This is a genomic window from Thermocrinis ruber (genome assembly GCF_000512735.1).
In the GTDB taxonomy this organism is placed as follows: domain Bacteria; phylum Aquificota; class Aquificia; order Aquificales; family Aquificaceae; genus Thermocrinis; species Thermocrinis ruber.
In genome coordinates this window covers 606,776-632,886 of record NZ_CP007028.1, presented here as the reverse complement: position 1 = coordinate 632,886, position 26,111 = coordinate 606,776, and the positions used below count along the sequence as shown (strand labels likewise).

At 46.6% G+C, this 26,111-nt stretch carries 33 protein-coding genes and 2 tRNA genes; 13 read left to right on the top strand and 22 right to left on the bottom strand.

Annotated features, from left to right (window positions below; translation table 11 throughout):
- Positions 1 to 35 precede the first annotated feature (35 nt).
- Together THERU_RS03440 and THERU_RS03435 are read left to right on the top strand one after the other, a co-directional pair.
- Positions 36 to 782, top strand: a complete 747-nt coding sequence (locus THERU_RS03440; RefSeq protein ID WP_025305881.1) for a motility protein A — start codon at positions 36 to 38, stop codon at positions 780 to 782.
- A complete protein-coding gene (locus tag THERU_RS03435; RefSeq protein WP_025305880.1) occupies positions 782 to 1,522 on the top strand; it encodes an OmpA/MotB family protein in 741 nt (246 codons plus the stop codon). The genes THERU_RS03440 and THERU_RS03435 overlap by 1 nt, the downstream gene beginning before the upstream one ends.
- Here the strand turns inward: THERU_RS03435 and THERU_RS03430 are convergent.
- Genes THERU_RS03430 through prfB form a run of 6 tightly spaced genes read right to left on the bottom strand, consistent with a single transcriptional unit; the run spans position 1,497 to position 6,429 of the window.
- Complete coding sequence (locus THERU_RS03430; RefSeq protein WP_025305879.1) at positions 1,497 to 2,540, bottom strand: DegT/DnrJ/EryC1/StrS family aminotransferase; 1,044 nt, start codon at positions 2,538 to 2,540, stop codon at positions 1,497 to 1,499. The two genes, THERU_RS03435 and THERU_RS03430, sit on opposite strands and share 26 nt — an antisense overlap.
- Before the next feature lie 9 nt (positions 2,541 to 2,549).
- Positions 2,550 to 3,446 (bottom strand): methionyl-tRNA formyltransferase, encoded by an 897-nt coding sequence (fmt, locus tag THERU_RS03425; RefSeq protein ID WP_025305878.1) that lies wholly within the window; start codon positions 3,444 to 3,446, stop codon positions 2,550 to 2,552.
- Entirely contained in the window at positions 3,443 to 4,519 is a 1,077-nt protein-coding gene (gene ribD, locus THERU_RS03420) for a bifunctional diaminohydroxyphosphoribosylaminopyrimidine deaminase/5-amino-6-(5-phosphoribosylamino)uracil reductase RibD (RefSeq protein WP_038532065.1), read from the bottom strand. The genes fmt and ribD overlap by 4 nt, the downstream gene beginning before the upstream one ends.
- Positions 4,519 to 4,899, bottom strand: a complete 381-nt coding sequence (locus THERU_RS03415; protein ID WP_025305876.1) for a DUF302 domain-containing protein — start codon at positions 4,897 to 4,899, stop codon at positions 4,519 to 4,521. The genes ribD and THERU_RS03415 overlap by 1 nt, the downstream gene beginning before the upstream one ends.
- Positions 4,900 to 4,903: 4 nt before the next feature.
- Complete coding sequence (locus THERU_RS03410; protein WP_025305875.1) at positions 4,904 to 5,347, bottom strand: hypothetical protein; 444 nt, start codon at positions 5,345 to 5,347, stop codon at positions 4,904 to 4,906.
- The gene (gene prfB, locus THERU_RS03405; RefSeq protein WP_025305874.1) at positions 5,317 to 6,429 is read right to left on the bottom strand and encodes a peptide chain release factor 2; all 1,113 of its coding nucleotides are present in this window, start codon (positions 6,427 to 6,429) and stop codon (positions 5,317 to 5,319) included. The genes THERU_RS03410 and prfB overlap by 31 nt, the downstream gene beginning before the upstream one ends.
- A 140-nt stretch (positions 6,430 to 6,569) precedes the next feature.
- Between prfB and THERU_RS03400 the strand changes: the two genes are divergently transcribed.
- Entirely contained in the window at positions 6,570 to 7,055 is a 486-nt protein-coding gene (locus THERU_RS03400; protein WP_025305873.1) for an SCP2 sterol-binding domain-containing protein, read from the top strand.
- Here the strand turns inward: THERU_RS03400 and deoC are convergent.
- The 3 genes from deoC to THERU_RS03385 are packed head-to-tail and all read right to left on the bottom strand — an operon-like array spanning position 7,052 to position 9,158.
- Positions 7,052 to 7,687: a deoxyribose-phosphate aldolase gene (gene deoC, locus THERU_RS03395; protein WP_025305872.1), complete on the bottom strand. Its 636-nt coding sequence runs from the start codon at positions 7,685 to 7,687 to the stop codon at positions 7,052 to 7,054. The two genes, THERU_RS03400 and deoC, sit on opposite strands and share 4 nt — an antisense overlap.
- A complete protein-coding gene (locus THERU_RS03390) occupies positions 7,678 to 8,607 on the bottom strand; it encodes an NAD(P)/FAD-dependent oxidoreductase (protein ID WP_025305871.1) in 930 nt (309 codons plus the stop codon). Before THERU_RS03390 ends, deoC begins: the two co-directional genes overlap by 10 nt.
- Positions 8,604 to 9,158 carry a Fe-S-containing hydro-lyase gene (locus THERU_RS03385; protein WP_025305870.1) on the bottom strand — a complete coding sequence of 185 codons (555 nt, stop codon included), beginning with the start codon at positions 9,156 to 9,158 and terminating at the stop codon, positions 8,604 to 8,606. Before THERU_RS03385 ends, THERU_RS03390 begins: the two co-directional genes overlap by 4 nt.
- A 24-nt stretch (positions 9,159 to 9,182) precedes the next feature.
- On the opposite strand from THERU_RS03385, the gene THERU_RS03380 reads away from it, so the two are divergent.
- The 6 genes from THERU_RS03380 to THERU_RS03355 all read left to right on the top strand — a co-directional run bounded on the left by THERU_RS03380 (position 9,183) and on the right by THERU_RS03355 (position 12,974).
- Positions 9,183 to 9,255 (top strand) — tRNA-Phe (locus tag THERU_RS03380).
- Positions 9,256 to 9,275: 20 nt separating this feature from the next.
- Positions 9,276 to 9,629: a Gfo/Idh/MocA family oxidoreductase gene (locus THERU_RS03375; protein ID WP_025305869.1), complete on the top strand. Its 354-nt coding sequence runs from the start codon at positions 9,276 to 9,278 to the stop codon at positions 9,627 to 9,629.
- Positions 9,630 to 9,640: 11 nt separating this feature from the next.
- Positions 9,641 to 10,579 (top strand): tRNA modification radical SAM protein MnmL/YtqA, encoded by a 939-nt coding sequence (mnmL, locus tag THERU_RS03370; RefSeq protein WP_025305868.1) that lies wholly within the window; start codon positions 9,641 to 9,643, stop codon positions 10,577 to 10,579.
- Positions 10,576 to 11,733, top strand: a complete 1,158-nt coding sequence (locus THERU_RS03365; RefSeq protein WP_025305867.1) for a cation diffusion facilitator family transporter — start codon at positions 10,576 to 10,578, stop codon at positions 11,731 to 11,733. Before mnmL ends, THERU_RS03365 begins: the two co-directional genes overlap by 4 nt.
- Positions 11,726 to 12,145 carry a tRNA (adenosine(37)-N6)-threonylcarbamoyltransferase complex ATPase subunit type 1 TsaE gene (tsaE, locus tag THERU_RS03360; RefSeq protein WP_025305866.1) on the top strand — a complete coding sequence of 140 codons (420 nt, stop codon included), beginning with the start codon at positions 11,726 to 11,728 and terminating at the stop codon, positions 12,143 to 12,145. Before THERU_RS03365 ends, tsaE begins: the two co-directional genes overlap by 8 nt.
- A complete protein-coding gene (locus THERU_RS03355) occupies positions 12,129 to 12,974 on the top strand; it encodes a family 1 encapsulin nanocompartment shell protein (protein ID WP_025305865.1) in 846 nt (281 codons plus the stop codon). The genes tsaE and THERU_RS03355 overlap by 17 nt, the downstream gene beginning before the upstream one ends.
- Here THERU_RS03355 and THERU_RS03350 read toward each other — a convergent pair.
- The 13 genes from THERU_RS03350 to THERU_RS03295 all read right to left on the bottom strand — a co-directional run bounded on the left by THERU_RS03350 (position 12,961) and on the right by THERU_RS03295 (position 23,305).
- Positions 12,961 to 13,524, bottom strand: coding sequence for a TetR/AcrR family transcriptional regulator (locus tag THERU_RS03350; protein WP_025305864.1), 564 nt, complete (start codon positions 13,522 to 13,524; stop codon positions 12,961 to 12,963). The genes THERU_RS03355 and THERU_RS03350 overlap by 14 nt on opposite strands.
- Before the next feature lie 2 nt (positions 13,525 to 13,526).
- Entirely contained in the window at positions 13,527 to 15,260 is a 1,734-nt protein-coding gene (polX, locus tag THERU_RS03345; protein WP_025305863.1) for a DNA polymerase/3'-5' exonuclease PolX, read from the bottom strand.
- On the bottom strand, positions 15,247 to 16,194 hold the full coding sequence (locus tag THERU_RS03340; protein WP_025305862.1) for a flagellar motor switch protein FliM: 948 nt from the start codon (positions 16,192 to 16,194) through the stop codon (positions 15,247 to 15,249). The genes polX and THERU_RS03340 overlap by 14 nt, the downstream gene beginning before the upstream one ends.
- A 2-nt stretch (positions 16,195 to 16,196) precedes the next feature.
- Complete coding sequence (locus tag THERU_RS08685) at positions 16,197 to 16,961, bottom strand: flagellar M-ring protein FliF C-terminal domain-containing protein (protein WP_245565851.1); 765 nt, start codon at positions 16,959 to 16,961, stop codon at positions 16,197 to 16,199.
- Positions 16,962 to 16,979: 18 nt separating this feature from the next.
- Complete coding sequence (gene fliF / locus THERU_RS08680; protein ID WP_245565850.1) at positions 16,980 to 17,708, bottom strand: flagellar basal-body MS-ring/collar protein FliF; 729 nt, start codon at positions 17,706 to 17,708, stop codon at positions 16,980 to 16,982.
- 3 nt (positions 17,709 to 17,711) lie between these two features.
- Positions 17,712 to 17,993 (bottom strand): flagellar hook-basal body complex protein FliE, encoded by a 282-nt coding sequence (gene fliE, locus THERU_RS03330; protein WP_025305861.1) that lies wholly within the window; start codon positions 17,991 to 17,993, stop codon positions 17,712 to 17,714.
- Positions 17,984 to 18,397: a flagellar basal body rod protein FlgC gene (gene flgC, locus THERU_RS03325; protein ID WP_025305860.1), complete on the bottom strand. Its 414-nt coding sequence runs from the start codon at positions 18,395 to 18,397 to the stop codon at positions 17,984 to 17,986. Before flgC ends, fliE begins: the two co-directional genes overlap by 10 nt.
- Complete coding sequence (gene flgB / locus THERU_RS03320) at positions 18,394 to 18,765, bottom strand: flagellar basal body rod protein FlgB (protein WP_025305859.1); 372 nt, start codon at positions 18,763 to 18,765, stop codon at positions 18,394 to 18,396. Before flgB ends, flgC begins: the two co-directional genes overlap by 4 nt.
- A 1-nt stretch (position 18,766) precedes the next feature.
- Positions 18,767 to 20,584: a tetratricopeptide repeat protein gene (locus THERU_RS03315; RefSeq protein ID WP_025305858.1), complete on the bottom strand. Its 1,818-nt coding sequence runs from the start codon at positions 20,582 to 20,584 to the stop codon at positions 18,767 to 18,769.
- The gene (gene tgt / locus THERU_RS03310; protein WP_025305857.1) at positions 20,532 to 21,665 is read right to left on the bottom strand and encodes a tRNA guanosine(34) transglycosylase Tgt; all 1,134 of its coding nucleotides are present in this window, start codon (positions 21,663 to 21,665) and stop codon (positions 20,532 to 20,534) included. Before tgt ends, THERU_RS03315 begins: the two co-directional genes overlap by 53 nt.
- The gene (fabG, locus tag THERU_RS03305) at positions 21,665 to 22,402 is read right to left on the bottom strand and encodes a 3-oxoacyl-[acyl-carrier-protein] reductase (RefSeq protein ID WP_038532062.1); all 738 of its coding nucleotides are present in this window, start codon (positions 22,400 to 22,402) and stop codon (positions 21,665 to 21,667) included. The genes tgt and fabG overlap by 1 nt, the downstream gene beginning before the upstream one ends.
- 7 nt (positions 22,403 to 22,409) lie before the next feature.
- Complete coding sequence (locus THERU_RS03300; RefSeq protein ID WP_025305855.1) at positions 22,410 to 23,207, bottom strand: TIGR00282 family metallophosphoesterase; 798 nt, start codon at positions 23,205 to 23,207, stop codon at positions 22,410 to 22,412.
- A gap of 14 nt (positions 23,208 to 23,221) precedes the next feature.
- Positions 23,222 to 23,305, bottom strand: a tRNA-Leu gene (locus tag THERU_RS03295).
- A 38-nt stretch (positions 23,306 to 23,343) separates the two neighbouring features.
- On the opposite strand from THERU_RS03295, the gene hfq reads away from it, so the two are divergent.
- From hfq to THERU_RS08590, 4 genes are read left to right on the top strand one after another with little or no spacing between them, the layout of a single operon-like run.
- The gene (gene hfq / locus THERU_RS03290; RefSeq protein WP_038532390.1) at positions 23,344 to 23,556 is read left to right on the top strand and encodes an RNA chaperone Hfq; all 213 of its coding nucleotides are present in this window, start codon (positions 23,344 to 23,346) and stop codon (positions 23,554 to 23,556) included.
- Positions 23,557 to 24,669 (top strand): GTPase HflX, encoded by a 1,113-nt coding sequence (gene hflX / locus THERU_RS03285; protein ID WP_025305853.1) that lies wholly within the window; start codon positions 23,557 to 23,559, stop codon positions 24,667 to 24,669. It abuts the gene before it with no gap.
- Positions 24,666 to 25,961 carry an adenylosuccinate synthase gene (locus THERU_RS03280; protein ID WP_025305852.1) on the top strand — a complete coding sequence of 432 codons (1,296 nt, stop codon included), beginning with the start codon at positions 24,666 to 24,668 and terminating at the stop codon, positions 25,959 to 25,961. The genes hflX and THERU_RS03280 overlap by 4 nt, the downstream gene beginning before the upstream one ends.
- Positions 25,939 to 26,100 carry a hypothetical protein gene (locus tag THERU_RS08590; RefSeq protein WP_169727085.1) on the top strand — a complete coding sequence of 54 codons (162 nt, stop codon included), beginning with the start codon at positions 25,939 to 25,941 and terminating at the stop codon, positions 26,098 to 26,100. Before THERU_RS03280 ends, THERU_RS08590 begins: the two co-directional genes overlap by 23 nt.
- Positions 26,101 to 26,111 lie beyond the last annotated feature (11 nt).

Here is a 26,111-nt window from a genome sequence, read left to right as displayed (position 1 = left end):
AAAATTTAAATCTTCTTACGATATACTAATTAACCATGGACATACTTACTATAGTTGGTATAGTAGGGGGACTTATTGCACTATTAATAGGTGCTGTATTAAAGGGTGCAAGCATTCTGTTTTTGATCCAGCCAGCCGCCTTTGTTATAGTTGTTCCTACAACGCTCTTTGCAAGCCTGATAACAGTTCCTTTATCCAAATTTTCTCTGATAATCCAAGGTTTGAAGATGGCTTTTTCTGGTGGTGGCAACGAACTTTTGGAAACAAAAAATCAGCTAGTGGAGCTCGCCAACCTTGTAAGAAAGGAGGGCGTGTTAGCCTTGGAAACCAAGGCAGAAGAAATAAGAGACCCATTTTTGAAGAGGGCCATTGATCTTATGGTGTTGGGGGTTGAAGAGCACGTTTTAGTTGAAAGCTTGGAGGCGGAGATTGCTAAAAAGGAGGAAGACTTTGAAATAGCGGTTGAATATTGGAAGAACTCCGCAGAGAGTGCACCCACCTTTGGACTTGTGGGGGCAGTCTTTGGTCTTATGAAAGCCCTGAAAAGTTTGGACAATGCCCAGGAATTAGCCCATGGTATATCCGCCGCCTTTGTGGCAACAGTCTATGGAATAACCTTTTCCTACCTTATATTCGGTCCCATAGCAAAAAAGATAAAGATCAAATCAAAAGAGGAGATTGCCAGGATGTATATGATCGTTGACGCGTGCAGGATGATGGTGAGGGGCGAAAACCCAAGGCTCATAGAAGAACGCCTCAACTCCTTTGTGGAGGTTAAGTAGTGGCAAAAAAGAAAAAGTGCCCCGAAGAAGTCTCCGAAAAGTGGGCAATTCCTTACGCAGACTTTTTGACACTACTGCTTTGTCTTTTTATAGCTCTCTTTGCTATGGCTCAAGCGGGAAAGCAAGCGGCGTTGGAGTATGCTCAAGCCTTTGCCAAAGCCTTTGGTATGCGACTTGTTCCCTTTCAGGAGAGCCTACCAAAGCAGATATTGCCTCAACCTGTGGTGCCAAGGAGCGAGCCTACAGAGAAGGGAAGAAGGATCCAAAGACAAATTAGGGAGTTGGAGGAGATGCTAAAACGGATGGGTTTGGAGGGTGAGTTTAAAGTCTCATACGAAGTTATAGGTATTAGGTTGATATTGCAGGAGAAGATCCTCTTTCCATCCGGCAGTGCAGAGCTAAAACGGGAGACTTATCCTATATTAGACAAACTCTATGAAATATTGAAGGATTTACCAAACCCGGTAGAGGTGGAGGGTCATACAGACAGCATACCCATATCCACCGAAAAGTTTCCTTCCAATTGGGAGCTTTCAACCGCAAGGGCTTCTTCCATAGTTAGATACTTTATAGCCAAGGGTATTAACCCTGAAAGATTGAAGGCGTCCGGATACGCAGACACTAGGCCAATAGCTTCCAACGCCACGCCAGAGGGCAGGGCTCAGAACAGGAGGGTAGAGATCGTAATACTCAACATAAAGGGCTCAGAGCTTACTAAACAGGAACCTCAACAGCCTTGAGGGTTTCTATTATAAAATCCACCTCTTCATCCGTAAGGTAGGGATGGACGGGTATAGAGAAGACCTCTTCTTTAAATACCTTTGCCCTATCCACCGGTAGATGTTCAGCATTTCTCAACTCGTTCAAAAGATAACTATAGTAAACGCGGGCATCTATGCCCCTCTCCTTTAAAAACTTTATAATGCGGTCCCTTTCCTTGTGCCTTAAGGTGTAAAGATGGTAAACGTGGTAGGCACCTTCCCTTTCTGCAGGATGGACAAAGGAAGAGTTTATGTGCTCTTTATATTTCTGGGCTATTTCCCTTCTTCTCTTGTTCCTTTGGTCCAAGTATTTAAGCTGGATGTAGCCCAGGGCAGCTTGAAACTCAGTTATCCTAACATTAAAGGCGGGATGCTCCCCAAAGTCTATCCACTTTTTTACCTCTTTGGCAAGCTTGTCGTCATCCGTGGCTATAACTCCTCCCTCTCCCATGGGCACGTTTTTTGAGGCATAAAAGCTAAAGGCGGATAGATGTCCTAAGCTACCCACCTTTTTTCCCTTGAACTCTGCACCGTGGGCTTGGGCGGAATCCTCAAGCACATAAAAGCCATACTTTTCAGATAACCCCATTATGGCATCCATGTCTGCAGGCTGGCCGTAAAGATGGACAGGGATTACCACCTTTGGGTTGTATTTCTTTACCGCATCCTCCAACTGGTTTGGGTCTATGGTGTAGTATTCATCCACATCCACCACCACTGGCACACCACCCGCCAAATAAACTGCGTCTATGGTAGCCATAAAGCTCATGGCAGGAACAACTACCTTCTGCCCTTCCACTCCAAGGGCTTTTAGGGCTATGAAGAGGGCAACGGTGCCCGAGCACACCGTAAAGGCGTGCTTCACCCCCAAGTATTTGGCAAAGGCTTCCTCAAAGGCTTTTGTCCATTCACCCCTAGTGATCTTACGGCTTCTTAAGATGCTGAGAATAGCCTCTTCTTCCTCTTCAAAAAACCTAGGTTCTATTATGTTTATCACGGCAAAAAATTATAAAAGAAAATCCTCTCTGTAGCCTTTCAAAAACTCTTCCCCGGAGACCCTTTTACCCTTTTGATTTACAAGCTCCAAAATTTCCACCGCACCTTCTCCGCAAGCTACCACAAGCCTTTTGTTATCCAATATCTGCCCTTCCTCCCCTTCCAATCCTTCCACCTTCTTAGCTTTCAAAATCTTTAGCCTCTCTCCTTTGATATTAAAGCAGTAAGCGTTGGGATAGAACGCCCTTATGCGGTTTATCACACTCTGTGCGGATGCCTTCCAGCATATCCTGAGTTCTTCCTTGCTGACGGGTGGTGCGTAAGTAGCCGGACCCTTTTGAGGCTTTGGCTTGATCTCTCCTCTGAACCAACCTTTTAGTGCTTGAATTAGAAGTTTTGCTCCCTCTTTGGCGAGCTTTTCAGACAGGGTCTGATAGTTATCCTCCTCTTGTATCTTTATCACCTGTCGGAGGAGCACAGGACCCGTGTCCATGCCTTCATCCATGAGCATTACTGAGTTGCCCGTTAAAAGGTCTCCCGCCAAAAGGCTCCTCTGTATAGGAGACGCCCCCCTATATTTGGGAAGCAAGGACGCATGCAGGTTTATACAGCCAAAGTTTGGAAGCTCAAGGACCTCTTTGGGTAGTATTCTTCCGTAGGCTACCACCACCACGCACTGAGGCTTTAGCTCCTTCACTATGGCATATATCTCTCCCTTACTTTCTGGCTGGAAGCACCTTAGTCCCTTCCTGAGGGCATATTCCTTTACCGGTGGAGGTGTGAGCTTTTGCCCCCTACCCGCAGGCTTGTCTTGCTGAGTGATCACGCCCACCACTTCAAAGTGTTTTAAAAGTTCCTCCAAGGATGGAAGTGCAAAGGAAGGAGTGCCCATAAAGACAACTCTCATTCTCTAACCATCTCCAGATAGATGTCCCCATCAAAGAACTTAAGCTCCCTTCTTTTTAACCTTATAGCATCCTCCACCCTTTTTATTCCCAAGTCTCCAAGCCTTACTCCCTCCCCGATAAAAATGGGCGCCAAGAAGATGCAGACCCTATCGTAAAGATCCTCCCGGATAAAGCTGGTAAGCGTGCGGGCTCCACCTTCCACCAAAAGATGCATAACCTCTTTAAAGTACAGCTCTCGGAGAACTTCCCGAAGGTTCAAAAGTCCATCCCTGTATTCAGCCAAGAGAACCTCCACGCCCTCCTCCTGCAGGGCGTTTATCTTGTCTTTGTCCTCCACCGCCGTTATAACGATGGTTTTAGCCTTTTTGTCCTTTACAAGGTTGCAATCCATCGGTATTCTTAGCTTTGGGTCCAAAACTATCCTTGTGGGATTTCTTTCCCACTCAAAAGCCCGAACCGTCAGACTTGGGTTGTCTCTGAGGACGGTGTTTATTCCCACCAACACCGCCGATGCCTCAGCCCTTAGCCTGTGAGCATATTTCCTACTTTCTTCAGAACTGATCCATTTGCTATGGAAATCCTTTGTTGCCAGAGAACCATCAAGGCTCTGGGCAAACTTAAGGGTTATGTATGGTCTTCCCTTGGTTATGTATGTAAAAAAATCTTCGTTTAGCCTCTTTGCCTCTTCTTCCAAAACTCCCACCTTTACCTCTATGCCCGCTTCCTTTAGCCTTTGAACCCCCTTTCCGGAAACCAAAGGGTTTGGGTCCAAGGTGGCAATGACTACCCTCTTTACGCCCGCTTTTATTATGGCATCCACGCAGGGAGGAGTTCTTCCAAAGTGGGTGCAGGGCTCAAGGGTAACGTAAAGGGTAGAGCCCCTGGCAGATTCACCGGCAATAGAGAGTGCCTTTGCCTCCGCGTGTGGCAGTCCTGCCCTTTCGTGGTTCGCCTGGGCTATAACCTTTCCCTCTTTGACTATTACACAACCTACAGTAGGATTAGGGTGGGTAAGCCCCTTTCTCTCCTGAGCCAGCCTTAGGGCTAGCTCCATAAAGTGTTGATCATCCATCAAATAGACTCTTGGATGATCTCCTTCATCAACTTTTCCACTTCCTCCGCCACATCCTTGAGCTGAGGCTCTTGAAACATTTCAAGCATAGCGGTGGGTGCCATGGTGCTAACAACCGTCTTGCCATCCTTTTGGAATATAGCTATTCTGCATGGCATGGCGGTGGATATGAAGGCATTTTTGGAAAGCACTTGACTGGCGTGCCTTGGAGAACAAACCTCCAATATGACGCATTCGTAATCTATAGGCACCCCTTTGTTTTTGAGAATGTTAGAGACCTCATGCACAGCCATTACACCAAAGCCCTTAGCCTTTGCTTTTTCTTCCAAAGCAGTCCTTACCTCTTGAACACTCTTTTGGGTTTCAAAGTTTATAAGCATGGTTTCACCTCCTGATTAAGTCTTCTATTAGCCTTGGATATATTATACCAAGGGCATCCTCCAAGGCAGAGCGCTTTGGCAAATCTCCCTGCCCCCAGGAGGGCAAAAAGTAGGGAACCGCTACACTGTATTTATAACTTTTACTTTGTGTTTTTAGCTCAAAGCTTAAAAACAGATTGTAACTGTTTACCCTCTGAAAGGGCGAAAGCCCCGTGGGAATGTCTTTATACTCAAGAACCTCCACGGTTACTTTTTCTGAACCCTCTCCACACCTTAGCCTTTCTCCCGCCTGAAGGAAAGCCCTTTCCACAGTCCTTCTCAAGGCATAGTCCAAATAGTCGTCAGGGTAGGGATTTTTCAATTCACTGAGGCATACCTCTCCACCAATGGCGGTTTGGAAAAGAACCAGCCCGAGGATTAAGCCTTTAAGGATTGCTTTGCTTTCCACTTGAGGTATTCCTCTATGAAGGGGTCTATGTCTCCGTCCATGACCCTTTCCACATCACCTACCTCTAAGCCTGTGCGAAGGTCCTTGACCATCTGGTAGGGTTGGAACACATAAGACCTTATCTGGTGTCCCCATCCTATTTCCGTCTTTTCTCCTTCCAAAGCCTTCTTCTTCTCCTCCAACTTCTGAAGCTCCAACTGGTAGAGCTTGGCTTTTAACAGCTCCAAAGCCTTCATCCTGTTTTGGTATTGGGACCTTTCCTGCTGACATGTAACCACAATGCCCGTGGGTTTGTGTCTTATTCTAACTGCTGTGTCCGTTTTATTCACATACTGCCCACCCGCACCGCTGGCACGGAAAGTCTCCATCTCAAGGTCCTCTTCCCTGATCTCTATTTTTATCGTCTCATCTATCTGAGGCATCACAGAAACCGATGCAAAGGATGTATGACGCCTTGCGTTGGCATCAAAGGGAGATATTCTAACAAGCCTGTGCACACCGCTTTCACCCTTCAGATAACCATAAGCGTAAGGTCCCTTTATTAGCATGGTGGCGCTCTTTATACCCGCCACATCGTCGGGCTGATAGTCTATCATCTCCACCTCGTAACCCTTCTTTTCAGCCCATCTTCTATACATCCTAAAGAGCATTTCCGCCCAGTCGCAAGCCTCTGTCCCTCCAGCTCCAGCTTGGACGGTAAGATAGGCGTTCTTTTGGTCCATCTCACCGGAGAGAAAGACTTTTATCTCAAGCTCTTCTATTAGCTTCTCTGCGGTTTTTAGCTCCTCTTCTATCATCTGAAGGCTCTCAAGGTCCTCTTCTGAGGTGATCTCCAAGAGCTCCTCCACATCCCGTAGGGACCTCTCCACGCTTTTTATAGCCTTTATGTTTTCCTCAAGCACTTTTCTCCTTTGGGTTAAGCTCTTTGCTTTTTCTCCATCACTCCAAAAGTCGCTTTCTGCCATTTTTTTATCTATCTCCTCCAGTTCCCTTTCAAGGGCGGAAGGATCCAGGCTAAGCTTGACATCCTCAAACCTCTCCCTTAGCTCTTTTAGCTTTTCTTTGGACTCAACCAGTAGCATAAGGAATAAATATAATCCATAAACTACCATTTAGGAAATGCGAATATTTGCATGCTTTATAGGCATATAAAAAGTTTTTAAGTCCTTTCCTTTGGGTTTGCGTTATCTTTCTATTGAAAAAAACTTTGGGAGGTGAAAAGATGAAAAAGACAATTCTTCTTTCTTTAGTCTTAGTTGGTAGTGCCCTGTCCGCCAATGTTTTTATGGGTCCCGAGTATGCAAAGGAACTGTGCGAGGTTTGGAACAAGACGCCAAGGCTAATGGAGGAACTTGGGAAGAGCGAAAGCTGGATGGCGGTGCCGGAGAGAAAGATATTCCTGTATAGGGAAGACTGTTCGCCCGATAAGCAGATCCAACTTACCATAAGAAACGAAGGGAACAAGGCTGTATGCGTTTACGGAGGACCGGCGAAGGATAAGAGAGGCAAAGATGACTTTTTGATGTATGCAGAAACCAAAAGATGGGAAGAGATGGGGAAGGGAGCATATGGACCCATGAAGGCAATGATGCTCGGAAGGCTCAAGTTTGAAGGTCCCAAGGGTGTTGCCATGAAGAACATGGGACCCTTTGAAGCCTTTCTGACCGCCTTGGGCAAACCTTCTTACGACGCCAGCAAGTGCCCTTAACTGAGAATATCAAAAGTAGCGCTGGTGCCTATGCGTTCCGCACCAAGGGACAGGAACCTAAGCGCCTGTTCCTTGGTTCTTATACCACCGGACGCCTTGATCTTTAGCCTACCCTTTGAGGCAGAATAAAGCAGTTTAACATCCTCCTCTGTGGCACCGGAGAAAGAAAATCCTGTGGAAGTCTTTACAAATTCCATGCCACTTTCTGCTATAAGCTCCACCGCAAGCTTCTTTTCCTCTTCGTTAAGGTAGCCCGCCTCAATTATTACCTTCCTTACAAAACCCTCCGTGTTTCTGCCGATGGCAAGGAGCTCTTCCCTAACATAGGGAAGATGACCGCTTTTTAGGGCGGAGAAGTTCATAACAATGTCCAGCTCCTTTGCACCCCTTTCCAAGCTTTCCAAACACTGGAACAGCTTTTGCTCTTTGGTATCCATTCCAAAAGGAAAGCTAACCACCGCACACACCACCAACTTCCCTCCCGCCAGTTCTACCGCCCTTTTTACCCAGTAAGGATGGACGCAGACCGCATAGACCTTTAGCTCTATGCATCTTTTGATTTGTTCTTCTAAATCCTTTTCGGTGGTTTGAGGTTTGAGTATGGAGTGGTCTATGAACCTGGCTATATCCATGAGCTCACGCCGTAGGTAAGGTCGTGGTATATAGAAAGTAGAGCCTTTGCCCCATCCCCTGCGGCGGTAATGATCTGTTTCGCAAATATGTTTGTGCAATCTCCCGCCGCATAGACACCCCTCTCGGAGGTTCTGTTGTTGCAGTCTATTATGATCTCGCCCCTACTGTTAAGTAATACTCCCAGCTTTTGAGCCAGCTTGGTGTTAGGCTCCAGCCCTATTTCCACAAAGAGCCCTTCCACATCCAACCGGTAAGTTTTGCCCTTTTCCAAGTCTTCCACCACAATAGCCTTGAGAAACATACCATCCCCTTCCGCAGACACAACCCTGTGCCTGAGGAGAGGAATGACCTTCTCGTTCCCTAACACCTTTTCCCTCAGCACCTCATCTGCCCTGAATTGGTCGGAGATCTCCAAAAGGTAGATGGTACTTGCATAATTTAACAACTGCTCTGCCGCCTCAAAGCCCGAGTTCCCTCCACCTACCACAGCCACCTTTTTGTTCTTGAAGAAGGGCGCATCACAGGTGTAGCAGTAGGATATACCCCTACCGGTGTATTCCTTCTCTCCGGGCACGTTTAGCCTTCTGTGCTCTGAACCCGTGCAAAAGAGTACGGTTTTTGTCTTGAAAGATTGTCCAGACGCAGTTCTCACTTCAAAGCCCTCGGATAGCCTTTCCACATCCACCACCTCGTCCAATATGGGTTCCACTTCCAACTTTCTCATGTGCTCCATCATCTTTTCCACAAGGATGATGCCATCTACCATAGCGTAGCCCAAGTAGTTTTCAATGTTGCCCGCCTTTATCACCTGCCCTCCCACCTCTTTGGTGATCAGTACGAAGTCCATCTTCTTCCGTGCTGCGTATATTGAAGCAGAAATGCCCGCAGGACCTCCGCCTATTATGGCCAGTTGCTTCATAGGTCTATCCTTGCGAACCTCCTTCTGCCCTCTTCAAAGATATCCCCGCCGTAGATGTCGTTGGCAACTATTACAGGGAAATCTTCCACAATAAGCCTTCTTATGGCTTCCGTGCCAAGGTCCTCATAGGCTATTACCTCGGAGGATTTTATTGCCTTTGCCAAAAGGACTGCCACTCCGCCCACCGCCGCAAAATAAACCGCCTTATATTTAACCAAAAGCTCCTTCACCTGAGGACTTCTATAACCTTTACCTATCATGCCCTTTAGACCCAGTTTTAGAAGAGGTTCCACGTACTTGTCCATCCTTATGGCGGTGGTGGGTCCAGCAGAGCCTATTACCTGTCCGGGCTTTGGTGGAGTAGGTCCCACATAGTATATGATCTGTCCCTTTAGGTCAAAGGGTGGTGGCTCTCCCCTCTGCAGTGCTTCTACCATTCTCTTGTGTGCCGCATCCCGGGCAGTGTATATAACACCGCTTATGAGTACCCTGTCCCCCGCCCTTAGGCGTTCTACGGTTTCATCTGTTAAAGGCGTTTCAATTCTTATCATGTGGTATAATTTTAATACCAAAGAGGCCCGGTAGCTCAGTTGGTAGAGCACCCGGCTGAAAACCGGGGTGTCGGCGGTTCGAGTCCGCCCTGGGCCATTTTACAAAGGGAGGTTTTCATGCGCCGTATAAACGTAGCCATTGCAGGCTTAGGTAGGGTGGGAAGTCAATTTCTTGATGCCCTCCTCAGCGTTAGCACGGACGCGGTAAAGGTTATAGCGGTAGCGGAGCCAAGGGAAGAGCTAGAAAGTGTTAAAAAAGCAAAGGAGAGGGGAATAGCCTACTACAGGGATGCCAGAGATATGCTGAGGTCCCTTGAGGATGCCATAGATGTCCTTTTTGACTTGACAGGGGATGCAATAGTTAAGACGGAGCTATACGAGATCTTAAGTCAAACCGCCAACAAAAAAACCATAATAGTTCCCGAACCCGTAGCCTTCCTTATATGGAGCTTGCTTAACTCAAAGGCATAAATTTATACTTTATGCTCAAGGAAAAGAGCACTTACTACTCCTTAAAGGACTATTTAAAGGAAAAGTACGGCAAAAGGGTTCAGAAGATCACCGTAGCCTTACCCTTCACTTGTCCTAACATAGACGGCACGAAGGCAGTGGGAGGTTGCACCTACTGTTTTTCTGGCACAAGACCCGCCCACCTCAGCCCCAGCGTACCACTGAAAAAACAGATAGAGGAGGGTATCCTCCGGGCAAAGGAAAGGTACGGCAAAAACATACTCTTTTTTGTTTATTATCAGTCCTACTCTAACACCTACGGAGAGAGGGATTACCTAAAGAGCATTTACGACACCGCCTTAGAGTTTGACGAGGTGGTAGGGATTGACGTGGGAACAAGACCCGATTGTGCCCCCGAGTGGGTGTTGGACCTTTTGGAAAGCTACACCCAAAAAGGTTTAGAGGTGTGGGTAGAGTATGGGCTTCAGTCTGCCAACTTTACTACCCTCAGAAGGATCAACAGGGCGCACGGAGTTTCGGACTTTGTGGATGCGGTCCTGAGGACCAAAAGGAGAAACCTAAAGGTCTGTGCCCACGTGATACTGGGACTTCCCGGAGAGGATGAGGAGGATATGTTAGAAACTGGAAAGCTCCTGTGCGCCCTACCCATAGACGGCGTTAAAATACACCCGCTCCATGTTATAAAAGGAACCAAGATGGCACAGCAGTATCTGAACGGAGAGTTTGAGGTTTTGAGCCTTCAGGAGTATGCAAAAAGGGCGGTGGACCTAATAGAGATCCTGCCTCCCAACGTGGTGATCCACAGGCTAACGGGAGAGGTGGAGGAGGACAGGCTCATCGCTCCAGATTATTGCACCTACAGGAAAAAATCGGAGGTCCTTCAGGCTATCCAAAGGGAAATGGAAAGTAGAGGTAGTTATCAGGGCTGTAAGTCTCCTTTCAACCGATGAGCAAGGAACACTGGGCTTTAATCGCACTTTTGGTTAATCTACTGCAGTCTCTTGCCAAGTTTGTAGGTGGTGTTTTATCCGGTAGTTTGTCTCTGATCGGAGAAGCGGTTCATTCCCTCTCGGACTCCTTTGCCTCCGTGATCACATACATCTCCATAAAGTTCTCTAACAAAAAGAACGAGAGATTTCCCTACGGGCTTTACAAGCTGGAAAACTTAGCCTCTGTGGTGATCTCCTTCTTTTTATTTTTGGCAAGCTACGAGATAATAAAAAGGGCTTTTTCCCAAAGGGTGGAGATAAAGGAGGAGTTTTGGGGCATTGGTGCGGGGGTTGTGGTCTTTTCTCTCCTTGGCTCCCTTAGCCTTTCTATGCTGGAAAGGTGGGCGGGCAAAAGGTACAACTCTCCAGCCCTCATAGCGGACTCCTATCACACCCTAACGGATGCCTTTGGCTCCTCTTTGGTGCTTTTGAGCTTTGTAAGTGCTAAGCTTGGGTACCAGTTGGACAGATACTTTGCGATGGCTGTGAGCCTTTTGATCCTTTGGACTGCCATAAGCATACTCAAAAGGGAGTTTGCGGTGCTTTTGGATGTTTCTGCCGATGAAAAGACCTTAGAGAGAATAAGGCAGATCATACTGGATTTTGAAAACATAAAGGAAATAAAACATCTTTATGTTAGGTCCTCTGGCGGAAGGCTCTTTGCGGATATTACAGTAGCGGTAGAGGGTTGGAACTTCCATCACATCCATCAAACGGTGGATGCTTTGGAAGAAAGGCTAAAGAGGGAGATCCCTGAGTTGGAGATGGTCTTTATCCATTACGAGCCGGTGGGAGGAATGAAGCCAAGGGTGGGTGTGCTTTTGGACGAGGAGCAAAAGGTTTCTTCCCACTTTGAAAATACCAAATACTTGGCCATATTCTCCGACGGAAAGAGGGAGCTTTTAAAGGAGATCTCCGGCGATGAAAGGGAGATATCTCAAATATTGGCAGAAAGTGGAGTGAACATTGTAGTGTGCGGGTGGCATCCCGAAGATCAAACCGCCAGGCTTAACCTGAGCAGGGCGGGTATATTTGTGTGGGAAACAGAGGAAAAAAACCCATACATAGCCCTCTCTCAAATAGCCAAATGCATAAAGGAGTGTAAGGATGGATGAGATCTTTTTGAAGGACGAACAAGAGACTATAAACTTTGGAAAAGAGTTTGCCAAAAGGCTAAAGGGGGATGAAGTAATATGCCTACTTGGAGACCTGGGGTCGGGCAAAACCACTTTCGTAAAAGGTTTGGCAGAGGGTTTAGGAATAAGGGAGGGCTATCAGGTTAGAAGTCCCACCTTTACAATCGTCAATGAGTATCCCACCCAAAGGGGAAGGTTAATACACATAGACCTGTACAGGGTGGAGGACTTTGACGTGGAGCAGTTTGTGGGAGAAGGTATAGTGGTGGTGGAGTGGGCAAGGAACCTAGAGCTTTGCGATTGTATTATTGAGTTTCTGTTTGAAGGAGATGGAAGAAGGGTAGTGTTAAAATTTAACAAAAAGGAGGTGCGCTATGGACTTTCTGGGTAGAGATCAATCACCCCTTACGCAGGAAGAGTGGTCCGCCTTAGAGGAGGCGGTTATAAGGGTAGCAAAAAATACATTAGTTTGCAGAAGGTTTATGCCTGTAGTTGGTCCAATAGGTGCAGGGCATCAGGTTATATCCTACGATGTGTTTCTTGGTGTGGAGCCCGGTAGCTGTGAGGTAAGACCCGGAGAGGAAGCCCAAACCTGCGAGCCAGTTAGGGTAGGTAAAAGAATACACATAGTTCTTCCTACCATCTACAAACCTTTTTCCATAAGCTGGAGGGACCTTGAATACAGCAGGCAGTTTAGCTTGCCCATAGATACATCCACCGCGTCCGCCGCAGCCTTTGCCACCGCAGTGGCAGAAGACACCCTTATAATACACGGCAACAAAAAGCTAGGCATAGAAGGGCTCTTGACGGCGGAGGGAAGGCAAAGCATCTCAATGAGCGATTGGGATGTGATGGGAAATGCCTTTAATGATGTTTCTTTGGGTGTGGCAAAGCTCAGTGAAAGCGGATTTTTTGGTCCATACCATCTTCTTTTGAACCCAAAGGATTACTTCAAGCTAAACCGCGTCTATCACAACACAGGGCTCCTTGAGATAGAGCAGATAAAGAAAATAGTCAGCGAAGTTCACACCTCCCCCATAGTGCCAGAGGGGAAGGCTATACTTGTCTCCGCTGGTCCTCAGAACATGGACATAGTGGTAGCCCTTGATGTGTCCCTTGCCTATGTGGAAACCACCAACATGGTTCATGAATTCAGGGTAATGGAGATTTTGGCACCAAGGATAAAAAGGCCAGGTGCTATACTCGTTATTGGTAAGTAATTGCCTTCCAGAGGACTTCTGCCAACTCCTCCTCCAAGCCCGCCTCCCTTTCTATTATTCCACCCTCCACTAAAAGGAATGTCCTTTCCAAAGTGCCCACCACCATGGCTAAAGCCAACTCCCTTCTGACCTTGATAATTCCCTTCTTGAAACCTTCATCCATGAACTTCATCAGGGCGTCTTTAGGGAGGTTTTGAAAGTTCTTTACTTCCTCAGCCCTCAGATAGTGGAACAAGTTTATGAACTTAAAAGCTTGTGGGTTATCAAAGCAAAAGTTTAAGAATGTTTTCACAAGCTTAAAAAACCTGTTTTCTATTAATGTTTTTTCCTCAACTACCGAGATCAGCTCTTCATACAGCCTTTCGGCATACGTGGAAAAGAGGGTGCTAACAATCTGATCTTTACTAACAAAGTGTCTGTATATGGCACCTTCTGTTATGCCCACATCTTTAGCAATATCCTTTATGGTGGTCTCCCTTATGCCCTTTTCCGAGAACAGCTTGAGGGCGGATTCTAAAATTTTTTCTTTGGTGTTTTGATGGCGTGGCATATTTATCTATTGTACCTTTTTCTCCTTACAAACTCCTTTATTTCCTCCACAGTTCTTGTGTTTAAAATGTCCTCTTTCTTTGCCCATCCCCTTCTTGCCAAACCTAAACCAATCTTTAGATATCTTAGGTGGCTCGGTGCGTGGGCGTCGGTTACGATGGCAACGAGCGCGCCCTTTTCAACACACTTTCTAACCATTTCTGGGGAGAGGTCTGCCCTGAATGTGTTTAGCTCCAACGCGGTTCCTGTCTCCTTTGCCAAGTTTATTATCTGTTCCATGTCGAGAGGGTAGCCCTCTCTGCTTCCGTAAGCCTTCCCAGTAGGATGTCCTATTAAATTCACATAGGGATTTTCTATTGCTCGTAAAATTCTATAGGTGTTATCCTGTCCAAAGCGTGTATGTATGGAAGCTACCACAAAGTCAAACTCTTCTAAAAATTCATTGGGAAGGTCCAAACTGCCATCGGGAAGTATATCCACCTCGCACCCCCTAAGTATATAAAAGCCCTTCTTGTTATAGTAGCTGTTTAACCTCTCTATTACCTTCCACTGTTCTCTGTATCTTTGTATGTCTAAGCCCTTCGCTACCCTTGCGGAGGGAGAATGGTCTCCTATGACGATGTACTGCAATCCCAGCCTGTAGGCGGTCTCCGCCATTTCCTCAATACTACCAAGCCCATCGCTCCAGTTGGTATGCATGTGAAAATCACCCTTTATGTCTTCCCATTCCACAAGCCTCGGTAGCTTCCTCTCCAGGGCAAGCTCTACCTCTCCCACATTTTCCCTTAGCTCGGGTGGAGGACAATCCATACCAAGAAGTTCATAGACCTCTTCTTCCGTTCTTCCACCCAACCACTCTTCTGTGTCTGCCCTAAAGACGCCGTATTCGCTCAACTTTAATCCCTTAGCTTTTGCTATATCCCTTATCCTAACATTGTGCTCCTTTGAACCAGTGAAGTATTGGAGGGCAGAGCCCCATTGATGGGGTTCAACAGTCCTGAAATCCGCCTGTTTTCCGTTTTTTAAAATCACACTGGATTTTGTTTCTCCTTTAAGTAGAACATCCTGAACTTCATCAAATTTAGTAAAGTGCTCGTGCAGTGTGGACCAAAACCTTTTATCCGCAGAAACCAAGAGGTCTATATCTCCAACGGTTTCCTTTTTCCTTCTTAGGCTTCCTGCCAGTTCTATATTTTGGTAAAGCTCCCCAACTTTTTTCATATGTTCCAAAAGCCTTTCGCCCAATTGATAAGCTTCTATAAGGGACATACGCTCTTTACTCTTTTCATACAGTTCAAGCCCTCTCATTATGTTCTGTAATTTTTTCTCCCTTATACCGGGCAAGGTAGCAAGCATTCCACTTCTGACTGCCCTCAAAAAGTCATCCTTAGTTCTGACATGTAGCTTTTCGTAGGCTAACCTTAGGGTTTTCGGACCAATGCCAGGCACATCAAGGAGTTCAAGCAGATCCTCCGGCACCTGCTTTTTCAGCTCCTCGTATTTAGATATTTTCCCAGTTCTTAGATACTCCAATATTTTGCTTATAGAAGATTCTCCTATTCCGGGTATCTGGTATATCTTACCAGTTTTAACCAACTCCTCCACATCCACTCCTAACTCAGAAAGGACCTCCGCCACCCTCCTGTAAGCGTTTATCCTGTAAGGATTCTCCCCCAAAAATTCCATAATGTCTGCCATCTTAGAGAATATTTCTGCGATCTCTTTATTCTTGGACATCTTGTATTATCTTAAAAGCTTTTTTGTTCTTTGAATGGCCTAACACGCCCAAGAACTTTTTAATCCCCTCCACGTAGATCTCCACCGGTTCTCTTGTGGGCTTGTCCAAGGTTATTGTATCTCCTACTTTAAGGTTGTATAGTTCTCCTAAGGTGATTTTGGTATAGCCAAGTTTCACACTTATATGCAAAGGCACTCCGAGTATAGCCTTCAGTAGCTTTTCATAATCCTCGGGACTCCTTTCAAGGATACCCTTTAGCATTTCCTTATAGGGTTCTATTCCTTCCTGAGGTATGGCAAGCAATATGTAGCCGTCTCCCCCTTCCAGACTAACCGTAAGTCTTAAAACTATGTATTTCTCTTTCGGTCTTGCAAACATGAGTATAGCTGGGTTTGTTTCTATGCCTATGGGAATCAATTGCACATTCATAACAGTTCGCCAGGCTTCTTCCAGCTCCGCATACATAACCCTAAGCATTCTTTCTATTATTCTCATCTCCACCTTCGTGAATTCCTTTCCCTCAATCTTGTAAGGCTTGGCAGAACCACCAAAGACATTGCTTACGACCATGTATATTAGCTTCGGGTCAAGGATGATCATAAAATTGCCTTTGAAAGGATGGAGGTTGAAATAACCCACCGCAGATGGGAAGGGAAGTCTTGAAACAAGTTCACTGAATTTCACAGAGCCTACGCTCTCCTTTATTATTGTTGGCACACCCACTATCACTGAAACCAACCCCCTCTTCAAACCGCTGATCCATCTTTCAAAGACAAACTCCAAGCTTGGCAATCTTCCTGCGTATATACGCTCTAAAGCTGATACGTCAAAGGGCTGAACCTCTTTGTCAGTTTTTACCTGTTTTTTCTCCTCCTTTCCAAGGGTCTTTAGTAGTAGGTTTATCTCCTCTTGGGACAGAAGTTGTTCATCCATGATCAACCTTTACTCTTTAACCAGGCTTTTATGATCTTGGCTACCTTTTGGGGTTCTTCCTTTGCCAACTTGGAGATGGCTTCTATACTTGCCACTTCTTTTGCCTTTATCCTTATCTCTTCAACCCCTGCCAATTCCTCAAGCCCAGAGGGAACTGATGTAGGAATGGGTGGTATGTAAGCAGTGGGGGCTGGCTTTTTCTTTAGTTTCTTCAAGGCAATGAAAAGGGCTATAAAGGATACCAAACTAAACACAAGCAATGCAACCCACTTTATATACTCTGCGTAAGAAATGGGTGGCTTTTCCGCCTCAGGTTTCCTGAAGGGGACAGAAACCACACTCAGTACATCACCCCTGTTTGGGTCTATGCCTGCGGATGCCTGAACCATCTGTTTTACCTTTTCCAAATCTACGCCTTTAAGGTTGCTGTCTATCATTACACCCACGTTCAACCTTCTGACCTTTATCAGAGGGTCTTGGGTATATACCTCTTTCTTGCTAACTTCGTAGTTGGTTATGGTTTCACTCTTTTCTGAGGTTAATGGTCCTCCGGCACCCTGCACTGCACCCGTACCCGGTGGAACATTGGCACCCGTACCCGGTACTCCTCCAACAACCGCCCCAAATGTTCTCTCCTTTTTCTTCTGCTGACTGACTATGGCCGTCATGTCCGGGTCGTAGATCTCTTCTTTTTGTTCCCTCTTGGTAAAGTCTATGTCTGCGGATACCTTTACCTTAACGGTGCCCACGCCTAAGGCTTCCTCCAAGGTCTTTTGGATCTTCCTCTAAAGGTTCTTCTCAAACTCCGCCTTTAGCTTGAGTTCTTTATCCTTTAAAATCTCATCCTCTTCAAGCAATGCGGTAAGGTCTCGCCCTTTGTCATCCACCACAACCACATTCTTTGGGCTCAGTCTTGGGACGCTCAGGGCAACCAAGTTCCTTATTGCCTTCACCTGCTCGGGCGACAGCTCATGTCCGGGCTTTAACCTTATTAAAACGCTGGCAGTGGGCTCGTCCTCTTCCCTCAAGAATATGGACTTTTCTGGCATGCCAATGTTTACCTTTGCGTAATCCACCCCTTCAATTCTCATTATGGTTTTTGCCAACTCTCCTTCCACCGCCCGCTTGAAATTCACCTGATTTTGAAAGTCCGAGACACCAAAACTTCCCTTATCAAAGACTTCATAGCCTACTATGCCTTTGCTTGGAATTCCCTTGGCAGCAAGTTTTAGCCTCAGGTCTCTTGCCTTGTCCTCTGGCACAAAGATGGTGGAACCATCTGGGCTCAGCTTGTATTTAATGCCCTCTTTATCCAGCTCAAAAAGAACTGCGTTCAGATCCTCACCGCTTAATCCTCCGTAGAGGACCACATAGTTGGGCTTTCCCGCGTAGAAAAGGAGTAAAGAAAGTAGGGTCAAAACCGCAAGGGGCACACCAATAACGAGAGCCTTTTGGGAAGTGCTAAGGGAGAGAAACTTTTCCTTCAACTGGTTCAGGGTGTCTTGCCAAGCCATAGCTTAAACCTGCATCCTGTTTAACTCTTGGAAGGCTTCCACCAGCTTGTTCCTGACCTGGATGAGCAGGTTCAGGGCAATGCTCGCCTTTTCAAACTCTACCACCATTTGATGCAGGGGTATGTCCGCACCTTTTAGCACCGCATCCTTTATAGCTTCAGCCTTCTGCTGTTCCTGATTTACCCAGTGAATGAACTTGGAAAGTTCGTCCAGAAAGCTGGAGGAGCTTGCCTTTATCTTTTCTCTCTCTGGGCTGATCGTGAGATTTATAGGCCTTATCTCCATAGCTCTAAGGTCCTCTGGGCTATTTCCTTGGTGGCTGAAAAGGCGTTTAGGTTTGCCTCATAACTTCTAACTGCGGTTATCATGTCCACCATTTCCTTTACAAGCTCCACGTTGGGCTTTTGTACATAGCCTTCCTGGTTTGCCCTTGGGTTTGTAGGGTCGTAGACCAATCTAAAGGGCTCGTTGGATTCTCGGATTTCCACCACCCTTACGGGCACCTCTCCCTTGGATAGATTTTTTGGATCCTCAAGGGCTTGAAAAACAACCTCCAGCTTTCTGAAGGGTTCCCCGTTTGCCCTGTAAGATTCGTAGTTTGCCAAGTTGGAAGCTATCACGTTCATCCTCACCCTCTGGGCATACATACCGCTGGCGGATATGCTAAAGGCCCGGAAAAGATCGTTCATTGCCTACCCTCCTTTATTATGTTGTTTAGCTTATCCACACTACCCCTTATCATCCTCATGTATGCTTCGTAAGCGATCCTGTTTTGGGTGAGCTTTGCCATCTCCTCCTCAAGACTAACATTGTTAAAATCATTACCCACGAGCCTTCTTTGAATCTCTATTACCCTAAACACCTCTCCACTTTTGGGGCTTATATGCTTTTCCCTCGTGATTTTTAGCTTGCCTACGCTTTCTTCCTCCATGACCACGTCCTTTGCCCTGTAGTTGGGTGTGTCTGCGTTGGCTATGTTGCTCAGGATCACCTTATGCCTTTTCCATGCAAAGTTCAGGTGTGGCAGGACCTTGTCAATGCCCTTAAAAATATCCATATCATCCTCCCCAGAGGCTAACTATAAGCCTACCTAATATATTATCTGTTTTTTCAGCTTTTTTGACAACCCACTGGAGTGTTTCCTCATCCTTGGTTAAACCGCTCAGCCTTGCCAGCCTAAGGGCGGTAAGCCAATATAGATTATCCTCTTCATCCGATCTCTCCAAATAGCCTTTGTAAAATTCCTTAGCCTTTGTGAAGTTTCCCAGCGAGTAGTAATAATCTCCAAGCTCAAGAAGGGCGGTGGGTATGTATCCCTTCAGCCTTTGGGATTTTTCTAAGTCTTTGGTTTGCAAAGCTGTCTCAAGAAGTTTTTTGTTATCGGAGAAAAAGCCCAGGAGAAAGAGTGCCTCAGTGTGATCCTCTCCAGTAAGCTGGTCCTTGACCTTACTCAAGAGCTCCACTCCTTCCTTTTCCTTGCCTGTTGGCAAAAATTCCTGCGCCCTTAGAAAGCTCTTTGTGGGTTCTCCAACCACATCCAAAAGCCCCACATAATCCAGCTTGCCCCTGTAAAGGGAACCCCTCAGCAGTGCGGAAGCGTCAAAGAGGGTTAGGAAGTTCCTTTCATTGACCTTGTATAGGGCTTCAATAAACTCAAAATCCTTATCTTCATAAGGGTCTAGCCTCTTGTATTGAGCCTCCAAGCTTTTATAAAAAGGTTCCATGTTTATTTTTATGTCCTCCATCGTTAAATAGCCCTCCCTTGAGACCTTTGCCCTTTTCAAAAGCTCCACGTACATAAGCTTTTTGTCCTTTAAAGAGTAATAATAGACACCCAGCAGGGAGGGTAATCCGTAGCTTTTGGCGTAATCAATCCAGGCTATCTTCAAGAGTAACTGTTTGTACCAACTGAGTTTGTATTTATCAATGAAATCTTCATAAAACCAGAGCTGTGATAGTGCAAGCCTTAGGGTCAGGTCAGTTAGTGGGTCCCTATCTTTCATAAGCTCTTGCAATCTTTCCATAGCCTCCGAGTAGTTTTTGTTGTCCAGGTTTATAAAAAGCAAGAAATAGCTACTTTTGTCTGCGTACCTCCTGTATAAGTCCTTCCTTCGCAGTAGCTCAAAGTAAAAGAGACTGTTTCTCCAGTCTTGGAGCATGTAATAAGACAAGGCTAACCTGTATAAGAAATGAGGGTCCTCTTCCAAGTCTCTATTCTGAGCCCTTGCATGTGTCAGCTCAGAGAGGGCTTCTTTAAACCTACCCTGGTTGTAAAAGTAATACCCCCTTATGAGGGAAAGCATGGAGGGGTCCACACCCTCCTCCGATACCCTAAGGTTCTCTAAAAGCTCTATGTTCTTTGTACCTCCTTCCAAGGCATCCGCATACAAAAACTTCACCAAATACTTTTTCTGATAGCTGTTTTTGTATAGACTAAGGTAGAGCTCCTTGGCTTTGGAGTACTCTTCCAAGAGTAGATATACGTCTCCCAGAAATTCTCTTTGAAGGTCTATATAGTTTGCCCTTTTAAAGTAATAGGGATACATGTTCAAAAAGGCGATGGCGGAGAGAAGACCCCTTTTGTCAGCCTTTGAGTAGGCAAGAAGAGCGTATGCCCTTCCGAGCCAAAGATAAGCAAGTTCTCCATAATAACCGTTTCTATCCAAGTTAAAGGCACTTGTTAGATCTCTTATCGCATCTTCATAGTTGCGATTTTCCAAGTTTATGGAACCACTGTAAAACTTTCTCTGGGCTAAGGCGGTGTTTTCGGAAAGCCTCTCTTGGGAAAAGGAAAGCAGTAGGCTAAAAATGACCAGTAGCAGTTTAGCCCACAGCCACCGATAACCTTTCCAGCCAACCCTTTCTGTAGCTGTCAAAGTTCCCCTCCTCTATTGCCTTTCTTGCACCTTCCATAAGCCTGTGGTAGAAATGGAGATTGTGGATAGTGTTTAAAATGTAGGCGGAGATCTCTTCCGCGTGGAAAAGGTGCCTCAGATAAGCCCGAGAGAAGTTCTGGCAGGTATAACAGTCGCACTCTGGGTCCGGTGGAGAAAAGTCCTTTTTGTAAATTTCCTTTCTTATGTTCAACTTTCCTTGGGAGGTAAATAAGGTCCCCGTGCGTGCCATACGGGTGGGTGCCACGCAGTCAAACATATCAACGCCCACTCCTATTGCCATCAAAAGATCCTCAGGCATACCTACTCCCATTAAGTAGCGTGGCTTTTCCCAAGGAAGTTCCTCGCAAACCAACTGTGCCATCTCTATCATAATTTCTTTTGGCTCTCCCACCGATAGACCCCCTATGGCATACCCAAAAAGTTCCCTCTCCATAGTCCTCAAGGCGGACTCTCTTCTTAGGTCCTCAAAGAAAGCCCCCTGAACTATGCCAAAGAGCACCTGATCCTCCCTCGTCTTTGCCTTTATGGACCTGTCAAGCCACCTCAGCGTCCTCTCTAAGGCAGACTTGGCGTAGGCATAGGTGGTAGGATACTCCACGCACTCATCCAAGGGCATGATTATGTCCGAGCCAAATATTTCCTGAGCCTTTATCACAAACTCGGGCGTGAAAAAGTGGGTGTCCCCTGCCAGATGGTCTTTAAAGTACACGCCGTCTTCTTCCACCTTCACCTTGGACCTTCCGTCCTTCAGCCGATCCTTAGCGAGAGAAAAGACCTGAAAGCCTCCACTGTCTGTAAGTATGGGTTTTTTCCAGCCTATGAAGTTGTGTAGTCCTCCCGCGCTCTCTATCACTTCAAGCCCAGGGCGCAGGTAAAGGTGGTAGGTGTTTCCCAAGATTATTTGGGTGCCAATATCTTCCAAAAGCTTGTGGATCATAGCCTTCACGGTTCCCTGAGTGCCCACGGGCATAAACACGGGCGTTTCTATAACTCCATGTGGTGTGTAAAGCCTTCCCCTCCTTGCCTTTCCGTCTGCCTTTAAAACCTCAAACTTAAACATCAGAACATTCCGCCGTTTACGTGTATGACCTCCCCAGTTATGTAATCTGCCATGGACGAGCACAAGAAGGCTACCACACCCGCCACATCCTCCGGCTTTCCAAACCTCTGCAAGGGTATGTTTTTAAGATACTCCTTTTTTAGATCCTCCGAGAGTACTGCGGTCATGTCTGTCTCTATGAACCCGGGTGCGATGGCGTTGACCGTTATGTTTCTGCTTGCCAGCTCCTTTGCCAAGCTCTTGGTAAAGCCCAAAAGGGCAGACTTGGTGGCAGAGTAATTAACCTGACCCACATTACCCATAAAGCCCACCACGGAGGAGATGTTAATGATCCTTCCCCAGCGTTTTTTCAGCATGCCCTTTACCACCAGGGAAGTTAGCAAAAAGGTCCCTGTAAGGTTTACCTTAATCACCTCCTCCCAGTCTTCCAAAGACATCCTTATAAAGAGCTTGTCCTTTGTAATGCCTGCGTTGTTGATGAGGATATCCATAGGACCCACTTCCTTTTCAATCCTTTCGTAGGCAGACCTTATAGAATCGGGGTCCGAAAGGTCCATGGCAACGCCGATGGCTTTATCTGAGATAGATTTGGCAACCTGCTGAGCCCTCTCCTCATCCCTGCCGGTGATCACCACAAAGGCACCCGCCTTAGCCAAATACTCCGCTATGGCCCTTCCTATGCCTCGGGTGGAGCCGGTAATGAGGGCTTTTTTGTCCGATAGGTCTATGCAAAGCATGAAAAAATTATAATTCCTTGAACTCCTCCCGGGTGATGTATTTTTGAACCCTTTCTATGCGCAAGCATTTGCCCGAGCTCTCATCTATCTCCGCCAAAATGCCGTTAAAGACCACATCCTCTTTTTCTTCCACCTCAAACCTCTGGGGCAGTCCTGTAAGGAATTTCCTTATCACATCCTCCGACTTCATACCTATGGCAGAATACCAGCATCCAGACATGCCCACGTCGCTAACATAGCCTGTGCCCCTCTTTAGTATGACCTGGTCTGCGGTGGGCACATGGGTGTGAGTTCCATAAACTAAACTTGCCCTTCCGTCTACGTATATGCCAAAGGCGGTCTTCTCGGAGGTTGCCTCCGCGTGAAAATCCACCAGAATTATAGGCGTTTCTTCTCTTATTTCCTCGTATATCCTGTCAAAGGTTGAAAAGGGATTTTCTAAGTTTGGGTCCATAAAGACCCTTCCCATAAGGTTTATCACCGCAAACTTTACACCCTTCTTCTCGTAAATGCCATAGCCCCTTCCCGGTACTCCCTCTGGGTAGTTGGCAGGTCTCAAAAGGTCAGGTGTGTTTACAAACTCCAAAACTTCCTTTTTGTCCCATATGTGGTTGCCGGAAGTCATCACATCCACACCGATGGCTTTTAGCTCCTCATAAACCTTTCTGTTTATGCCAAAGCCTCCTGCGGAGTTCTCCACATTAACCACCAGCACATCAAAGGTACCTGGGCTGGATATGGTGTAGTACTTGAGGGCTTTTCTTCCGGGTTTTCCTATTATGTCTCCTACGATCAGGAATTTCATGAAGGCTATTATAATGCGGGTGGAGGGAGTTGAACCCTCACGGGCGTAAGCCCACGGGATCCTGAGTCCCGCGCGTCTGCCAATTCCGCCACACCCGCTCTACCTTGTATTATATTATATTAAGCAGGAGGCAAAGATGATTCCGATCGAAAAAAACGGCAACGTGCAGGACGAGTTTATTGAAGAACTGAAGAGAAAGAACGCCACCGTGACGGTTTTTTTAACAAGGGGAAACAGAATAACCGGTAAGATCATTGACCACGACAAATACACGGTGCTTTTGGAAGTGGAAGGAGAGCCAAACTTGATTTACAAACACGCCATAAGCACCATAGTAGTCGGTGGGTGAATGAAAGCAATACTGGTATTTCTTCTTTCCTCAGAAACAAAAGAAGAGTTTAGGGAATATTTAGAGGAACTAAAGGAGTTGGTAAGGGCTGTAGGTGGTAAAGTTCTGGGCTACATCTATCAAAGAAGGCATTCTCCGGACCCAAGGTATTACATAGGCGCGGGAAAGGCTCAGGAGCTAAAGGAAATTATCAGTGGAACCGGTGCGGACTGCGTGGTCTTTGACAGCTTCCTGTCTCCCTCCCAGGTGGCGAACTTAGAGGAACTTCTAAAGGTAAAGGTCTTTGACAGGGCGGACTTGGTGCTTGAGATCTTCTCAAGAAGGGTAAGGAGCAAGACCGCCAAGCTTCAGGTGGAACTGGCAAGGCTCACCCATGAACTTCCAAGACTTTATGGAAGGGGAAAAGAGCTCTCCCGTCTGGGTGGTAAAGTGGGTACAAGGGGTCCCGGTGAGCAAGAGGTGGAGATCAAAAGAAGGGCAATAAAGAGAAAGATAGAGCAGATAAAAAAGGAGCTTGAAGAAGTAAAAAGACAGAGAAGGGAGCAGAGGAAACGCAGAGAAAGACCACTCGGAGATACAAAGGTGGTTAAGGTTGCCCTGGTAGGCTACACCAACGTGGGAAAATCCAGTCTAATGCAGGCTTTGACGGGAAGGGAAACCTACATACAAGACATGCCCTTTGCCACCTTAGACACAAAAACCTCCGCCAAATTCCTTTTCCCAGACATCAAAATCCTCATTACAGACACGGTAGGGTTCATAAGAAAGCTACCCCCAGAGCTTATAGAGTCCTTTAAGGCAACCTTGGAGGAGGTCCAAGAGGCGGACATACTTTTGCATGTGATAGACATCTCGGACCCAAAGTGGTTGGAAAAGGTAAAAGTGGTGCAGGGCATTCTTAAGGAGCTTTCCGCAGATGACAAACCCACCATATACGTCTTTAACAAGGCGGACAAGGTGGTAAGCAAGGAGGAGGACATAAAGCTTTTGACGGAGCCTGCCTTTTTGGAGGGTAGGTGTGTGGTAGTATCCAGCAAGCTTGGGTGGGGGCTTGGAGAACTTTTAAAGGCAATAAGGGAAAAGGTAGAAGAACTGGCGGGAGCGAGCCTATGAACTTGGTAATTTTAGGTGCCCAGTGGGGCGATGAAGGAAAGGGAAAGGTGGTTGCTTTGCTTTCGGAAAATTACGAGGTGGTGGTGCGCTACCAAGGGGGTAGCAACGCAGGGCACACGGTAGTAATAAATGGAGAAAAGTTTATCCTGCACCTGCTACCCACGGGCATACTGCATCCTCACACGGTGGGCGTCATAGCCCAAGGTATGGTGGTTGATTTGGAGCTCTTGGTAAAGGAGATCAAAGATATAGAGAGTAAGGGGCTAAGGGTAAGGGACAGGCTATTCATAAGCGACAGGGCACACCTGGTGTTTCCTTATCACAAGATTTTGGATTCTCTTCTGGAGAGAAAAGGGAAAATCGGCACCACTTTGAGGGGCATAGGTCCTGCTTACATGCTAAAGTATGCAAGGAAGGGCATAAGGGTCTGCGACCTTTGGGATAAGGACCGATTTTACTCTTTGGTAAAGGACAACTTGGAGTTTGTGGAAGAGCTCTGTAAGAAGGTCTACTGCGAGGACTTTGAACTGAAGATAGAAGAGGTGGTGGATCGTAGCCTTGAAAACTTTGAGGAGGTCAAAGACTGTGTAATAGACACATCCCAGTATCTCCTTGAAAAGCGAGAAGGCATCCTCTTTGAAGGTGCCCAGGGAACCCTTTTGGATGTGGATATTGGAACGTACCCTTACGTGACCTCCTCCAACTCCTCCGCTTTGGGGCTCTCTGCGGGAACGGGACTACCACCAAAGTTTTTCTCCAACGCCAAATTCTACGGAGTTTCCAAGGCTTATGCCACAAGGGTAGGAGAGGGTCCCTTTCCCACCGAGCTGAAGGACTCCACAGGGGAGTTGTTGAGGGAAAGGGGTGGTGAGTACGGTTCCACCACCGGAAGACCAAGAAGGTGTGGTTGGTTGGACTTGGTGGCCCTAAAGCATGCGGTCAGGCTAAACGGCTTGGATGGTATAATCCTTACAAAGCTGGATGTTTTGGATGCCTTTGATGAGATAAAGGTCTGCGTTGCGTACCAGCTGGAGGATAGAATAATAGAGAACTTCCCTGCCAGCCTTACACTCTTGGAAAAGGTCAAGCCCGTGTACAAAAGCTTTGAAGGCTGGAAAGAAAGCACTTACGGCGTGGTGGATAGAAGAGAGATCCCAAAAAAAGCTTGGGATTACATAAACTTTATCCAAGAGTACGTGGGTGTGCCTGTGGTCATGCTATCCACGAGTCCAGAAAAGGATAAATACATCTGGCTTAAGGAAGAGAGCTATGAAGGTGCAAATATTGGTTAATGGAAAGGAGGTAAAGCTTAAGGACTTCCCAAAGAGGGCTCTTTACAACGTGGTCCTTGGCTTTTTGAAGAGCCTCAAGCTGGAGGAGGAGCCAAAGGAGGTGGTTTTGAAGCTTGAGGTGGAAGAAGAAAAAACGTAGTGATAGCTGAT

Bases quoted from the DNA above. Each gene is read 5' to 3' on its own strand.
- hfq (WP_038532390.1), top strand. From the start codon at position 23,344: ATGATTCCGATCGAAAAAAACGGCAACGTGCAGGACGAGTTTATTGAA.
- THERU_RS03300 (WP_025305855.1), bottom strand. From the start codon at position 23,207: ATGAAATTCCTGATCGTAGGAGACATAATAGGAAAACCCGGAAGAAAA.
- THERU_RS03390 (WP_025305871.1), bottom strand. From the start codon at position 8,607: ATGAAGCAACTGGCCATAATAGGCGGAGGTCCTGCGGGCATTTCTGCT.
- THERU_RS03355 (WP_025305865.1), top strand. From the start codon at position 12,129: ATGGACTTTCTGGGTAGAGATCAATCACCCCTTACGCAGGAAGAGTGG.
- ribD (WP_038532065.1), bottom strand. From the start codon at position 4,519: ATGGATGATCAACACTTTATGGAGCTAGCCCTAAGGCTGGCTCAGGAG.
- deoC (WP_025305872.1), bottom strand. From the start codon at position 7,687: ATGGATATAGCCAGGTTCATAGACCACTCCATACTCAAACCTCAAACC.
- tsaE (WP_025305866.1), top strand. From the start codon at position 11,726: ATGGATGAGATCTTTTTGAAGGACGAACAAGAGACTATAAACTTTGGA.
- fabG (WP_038532062.1), bottom strand. From the start codon at position 22,402: ATGCTTTGCATAGACCTATCGGACAAAAAAGCCCTCATTACCGGCTCC.
- fliE (WP_025305861.1), bottom strand. From the start codon at position 17,993: ATGGAGATAAGGCCTATAAATCTCACGATCAGCCCAGAGAGAGAAAAG.
- polX (WP_025305863.1), bottom strand. From the start codon at position 15,260: ATGTCCAAGAATAAAGAGATCGCAGAAATATTCTCTAAGATGGCAGAC.
- fliF (WP_245565850.1), bottom strand. From the start codon at position 17,708: ATGGCTTGGCAAGACACCCTGAACCAGTTGAAGGAAAAGTTTCTCTCC.
- THERU_RS03415 (WP_025305876.1), bottom strand. From the start codon at position 4,899: ATGCTTATAAACTTTGAAACCCAAAAGAGTGTTCAAGAGGTAAGGACT.
- THERU_RS03280 (WP_025305852.1), top strand. From the start codon at position 24,666: ATGAACTTGGTAATTTTAGGTGCCCAGTGGGGCGATGAAGGAAAGGGA.
- THERU_RS03365 (WP_025305867.1), top strand. From the start codon at position 10,576: ATGAGCAAGGAACACTGGGCTTTAATCGCACTTTTGGTTAATCTACTG.
- THERU_RS03440 (WP_025305881.1), top strand. From the start codon at position 36: ATGGACATACTTACTATAGTTGGTATAGTAGGGGGACTTATTGCACTA.
- THERU_RS03340 (WP_025305862.1), bottom strand. From the start codon at position 16,194: ATGGATGAACAACTTCTGTCCCAAGAGGAGATAAACCTACTACTAAAG.
- tgt (WP_025305857.1), bottom strand. From the start codon at position 21,665: ATGTTTAAGTTTGAGGTTTTAAAGGCAGACGGAAAGGCAAGGAGGGGA.
- THERU_RS03350 (WP_025305864.1), bottom strand. From the start codon at position 13,524: ATGCCACGCCATCAAAACACCAAAGAAAAAATTTTAGAATCCGCCCTC.
- THERU_RS03375 (WP_025305869.1), top strand. From the start codon at position 9,276: ATGCGCCGTATAAACGTAGCCATTGCAGGCTTAGGTAGGGTGGGAAGT.
- THERU_RS03400 (WP_025305873.1), top strand. From the start codon at position 6,570: ATGAAAAAGACAATTCTTCTTTCTTTAGTCTTAGTTGGTAGTGCCCTG.
- prfB (WP_025305874.1), bottom strand. From the start codon at position 6,429: ATGCTACTGGTTGAGTCCAAAGAAAAGCTAAAAGAGCTAAGGGAGAGG.
- hflX (WP_025305853.1), top strand. From the start codon at position 23,557: ATGAAAGCAATACTGGTATTTCTTCTTTCCTCAGAAACAAAAGAAGAG.
- flgC (WP_025305860.1), bottom strand. From the start codon at position 18,397: ATGAACGATCTTTTCCGGGCCTTTAGCATATCCGCCAGCGGTATGTAT.
- fmt (WP_025305878.1), bottom strand. From the start codon at position 3,446: ATGAGAGTTGTCTTTATGGGCACTCCTTCCTTTGCACTTCCATCCTTG.
- flgB (WP_025305859.1), bottom strand. From the start codon at position 18,765: ATGGATATTTTTAAGGGCATTGACAAGGTCCTGCCACACCTGAACTTT.
- THERU_RS03385 (WP_025305870.1), bottom strand. From the start codon at position 9,158: ATGATAAGAATTGAAACGCCTTTAACAGATGAAACCGTAGAACGCCTA.
- THERU_RS08590 (WP_169727085.1), top strand. From the start codon at position 25,939: ATGAAGGTGCAAATATTGGTTAATGGAAAGGAGGTAAAGCTTAAGGAC.
- mnmL (WP_025305868.1), top strand. From the start codon at position 9,641: ATGCTCAAGGAAAAGAGCACTTACTACTCCTTAAAGGACTATTTAAAG.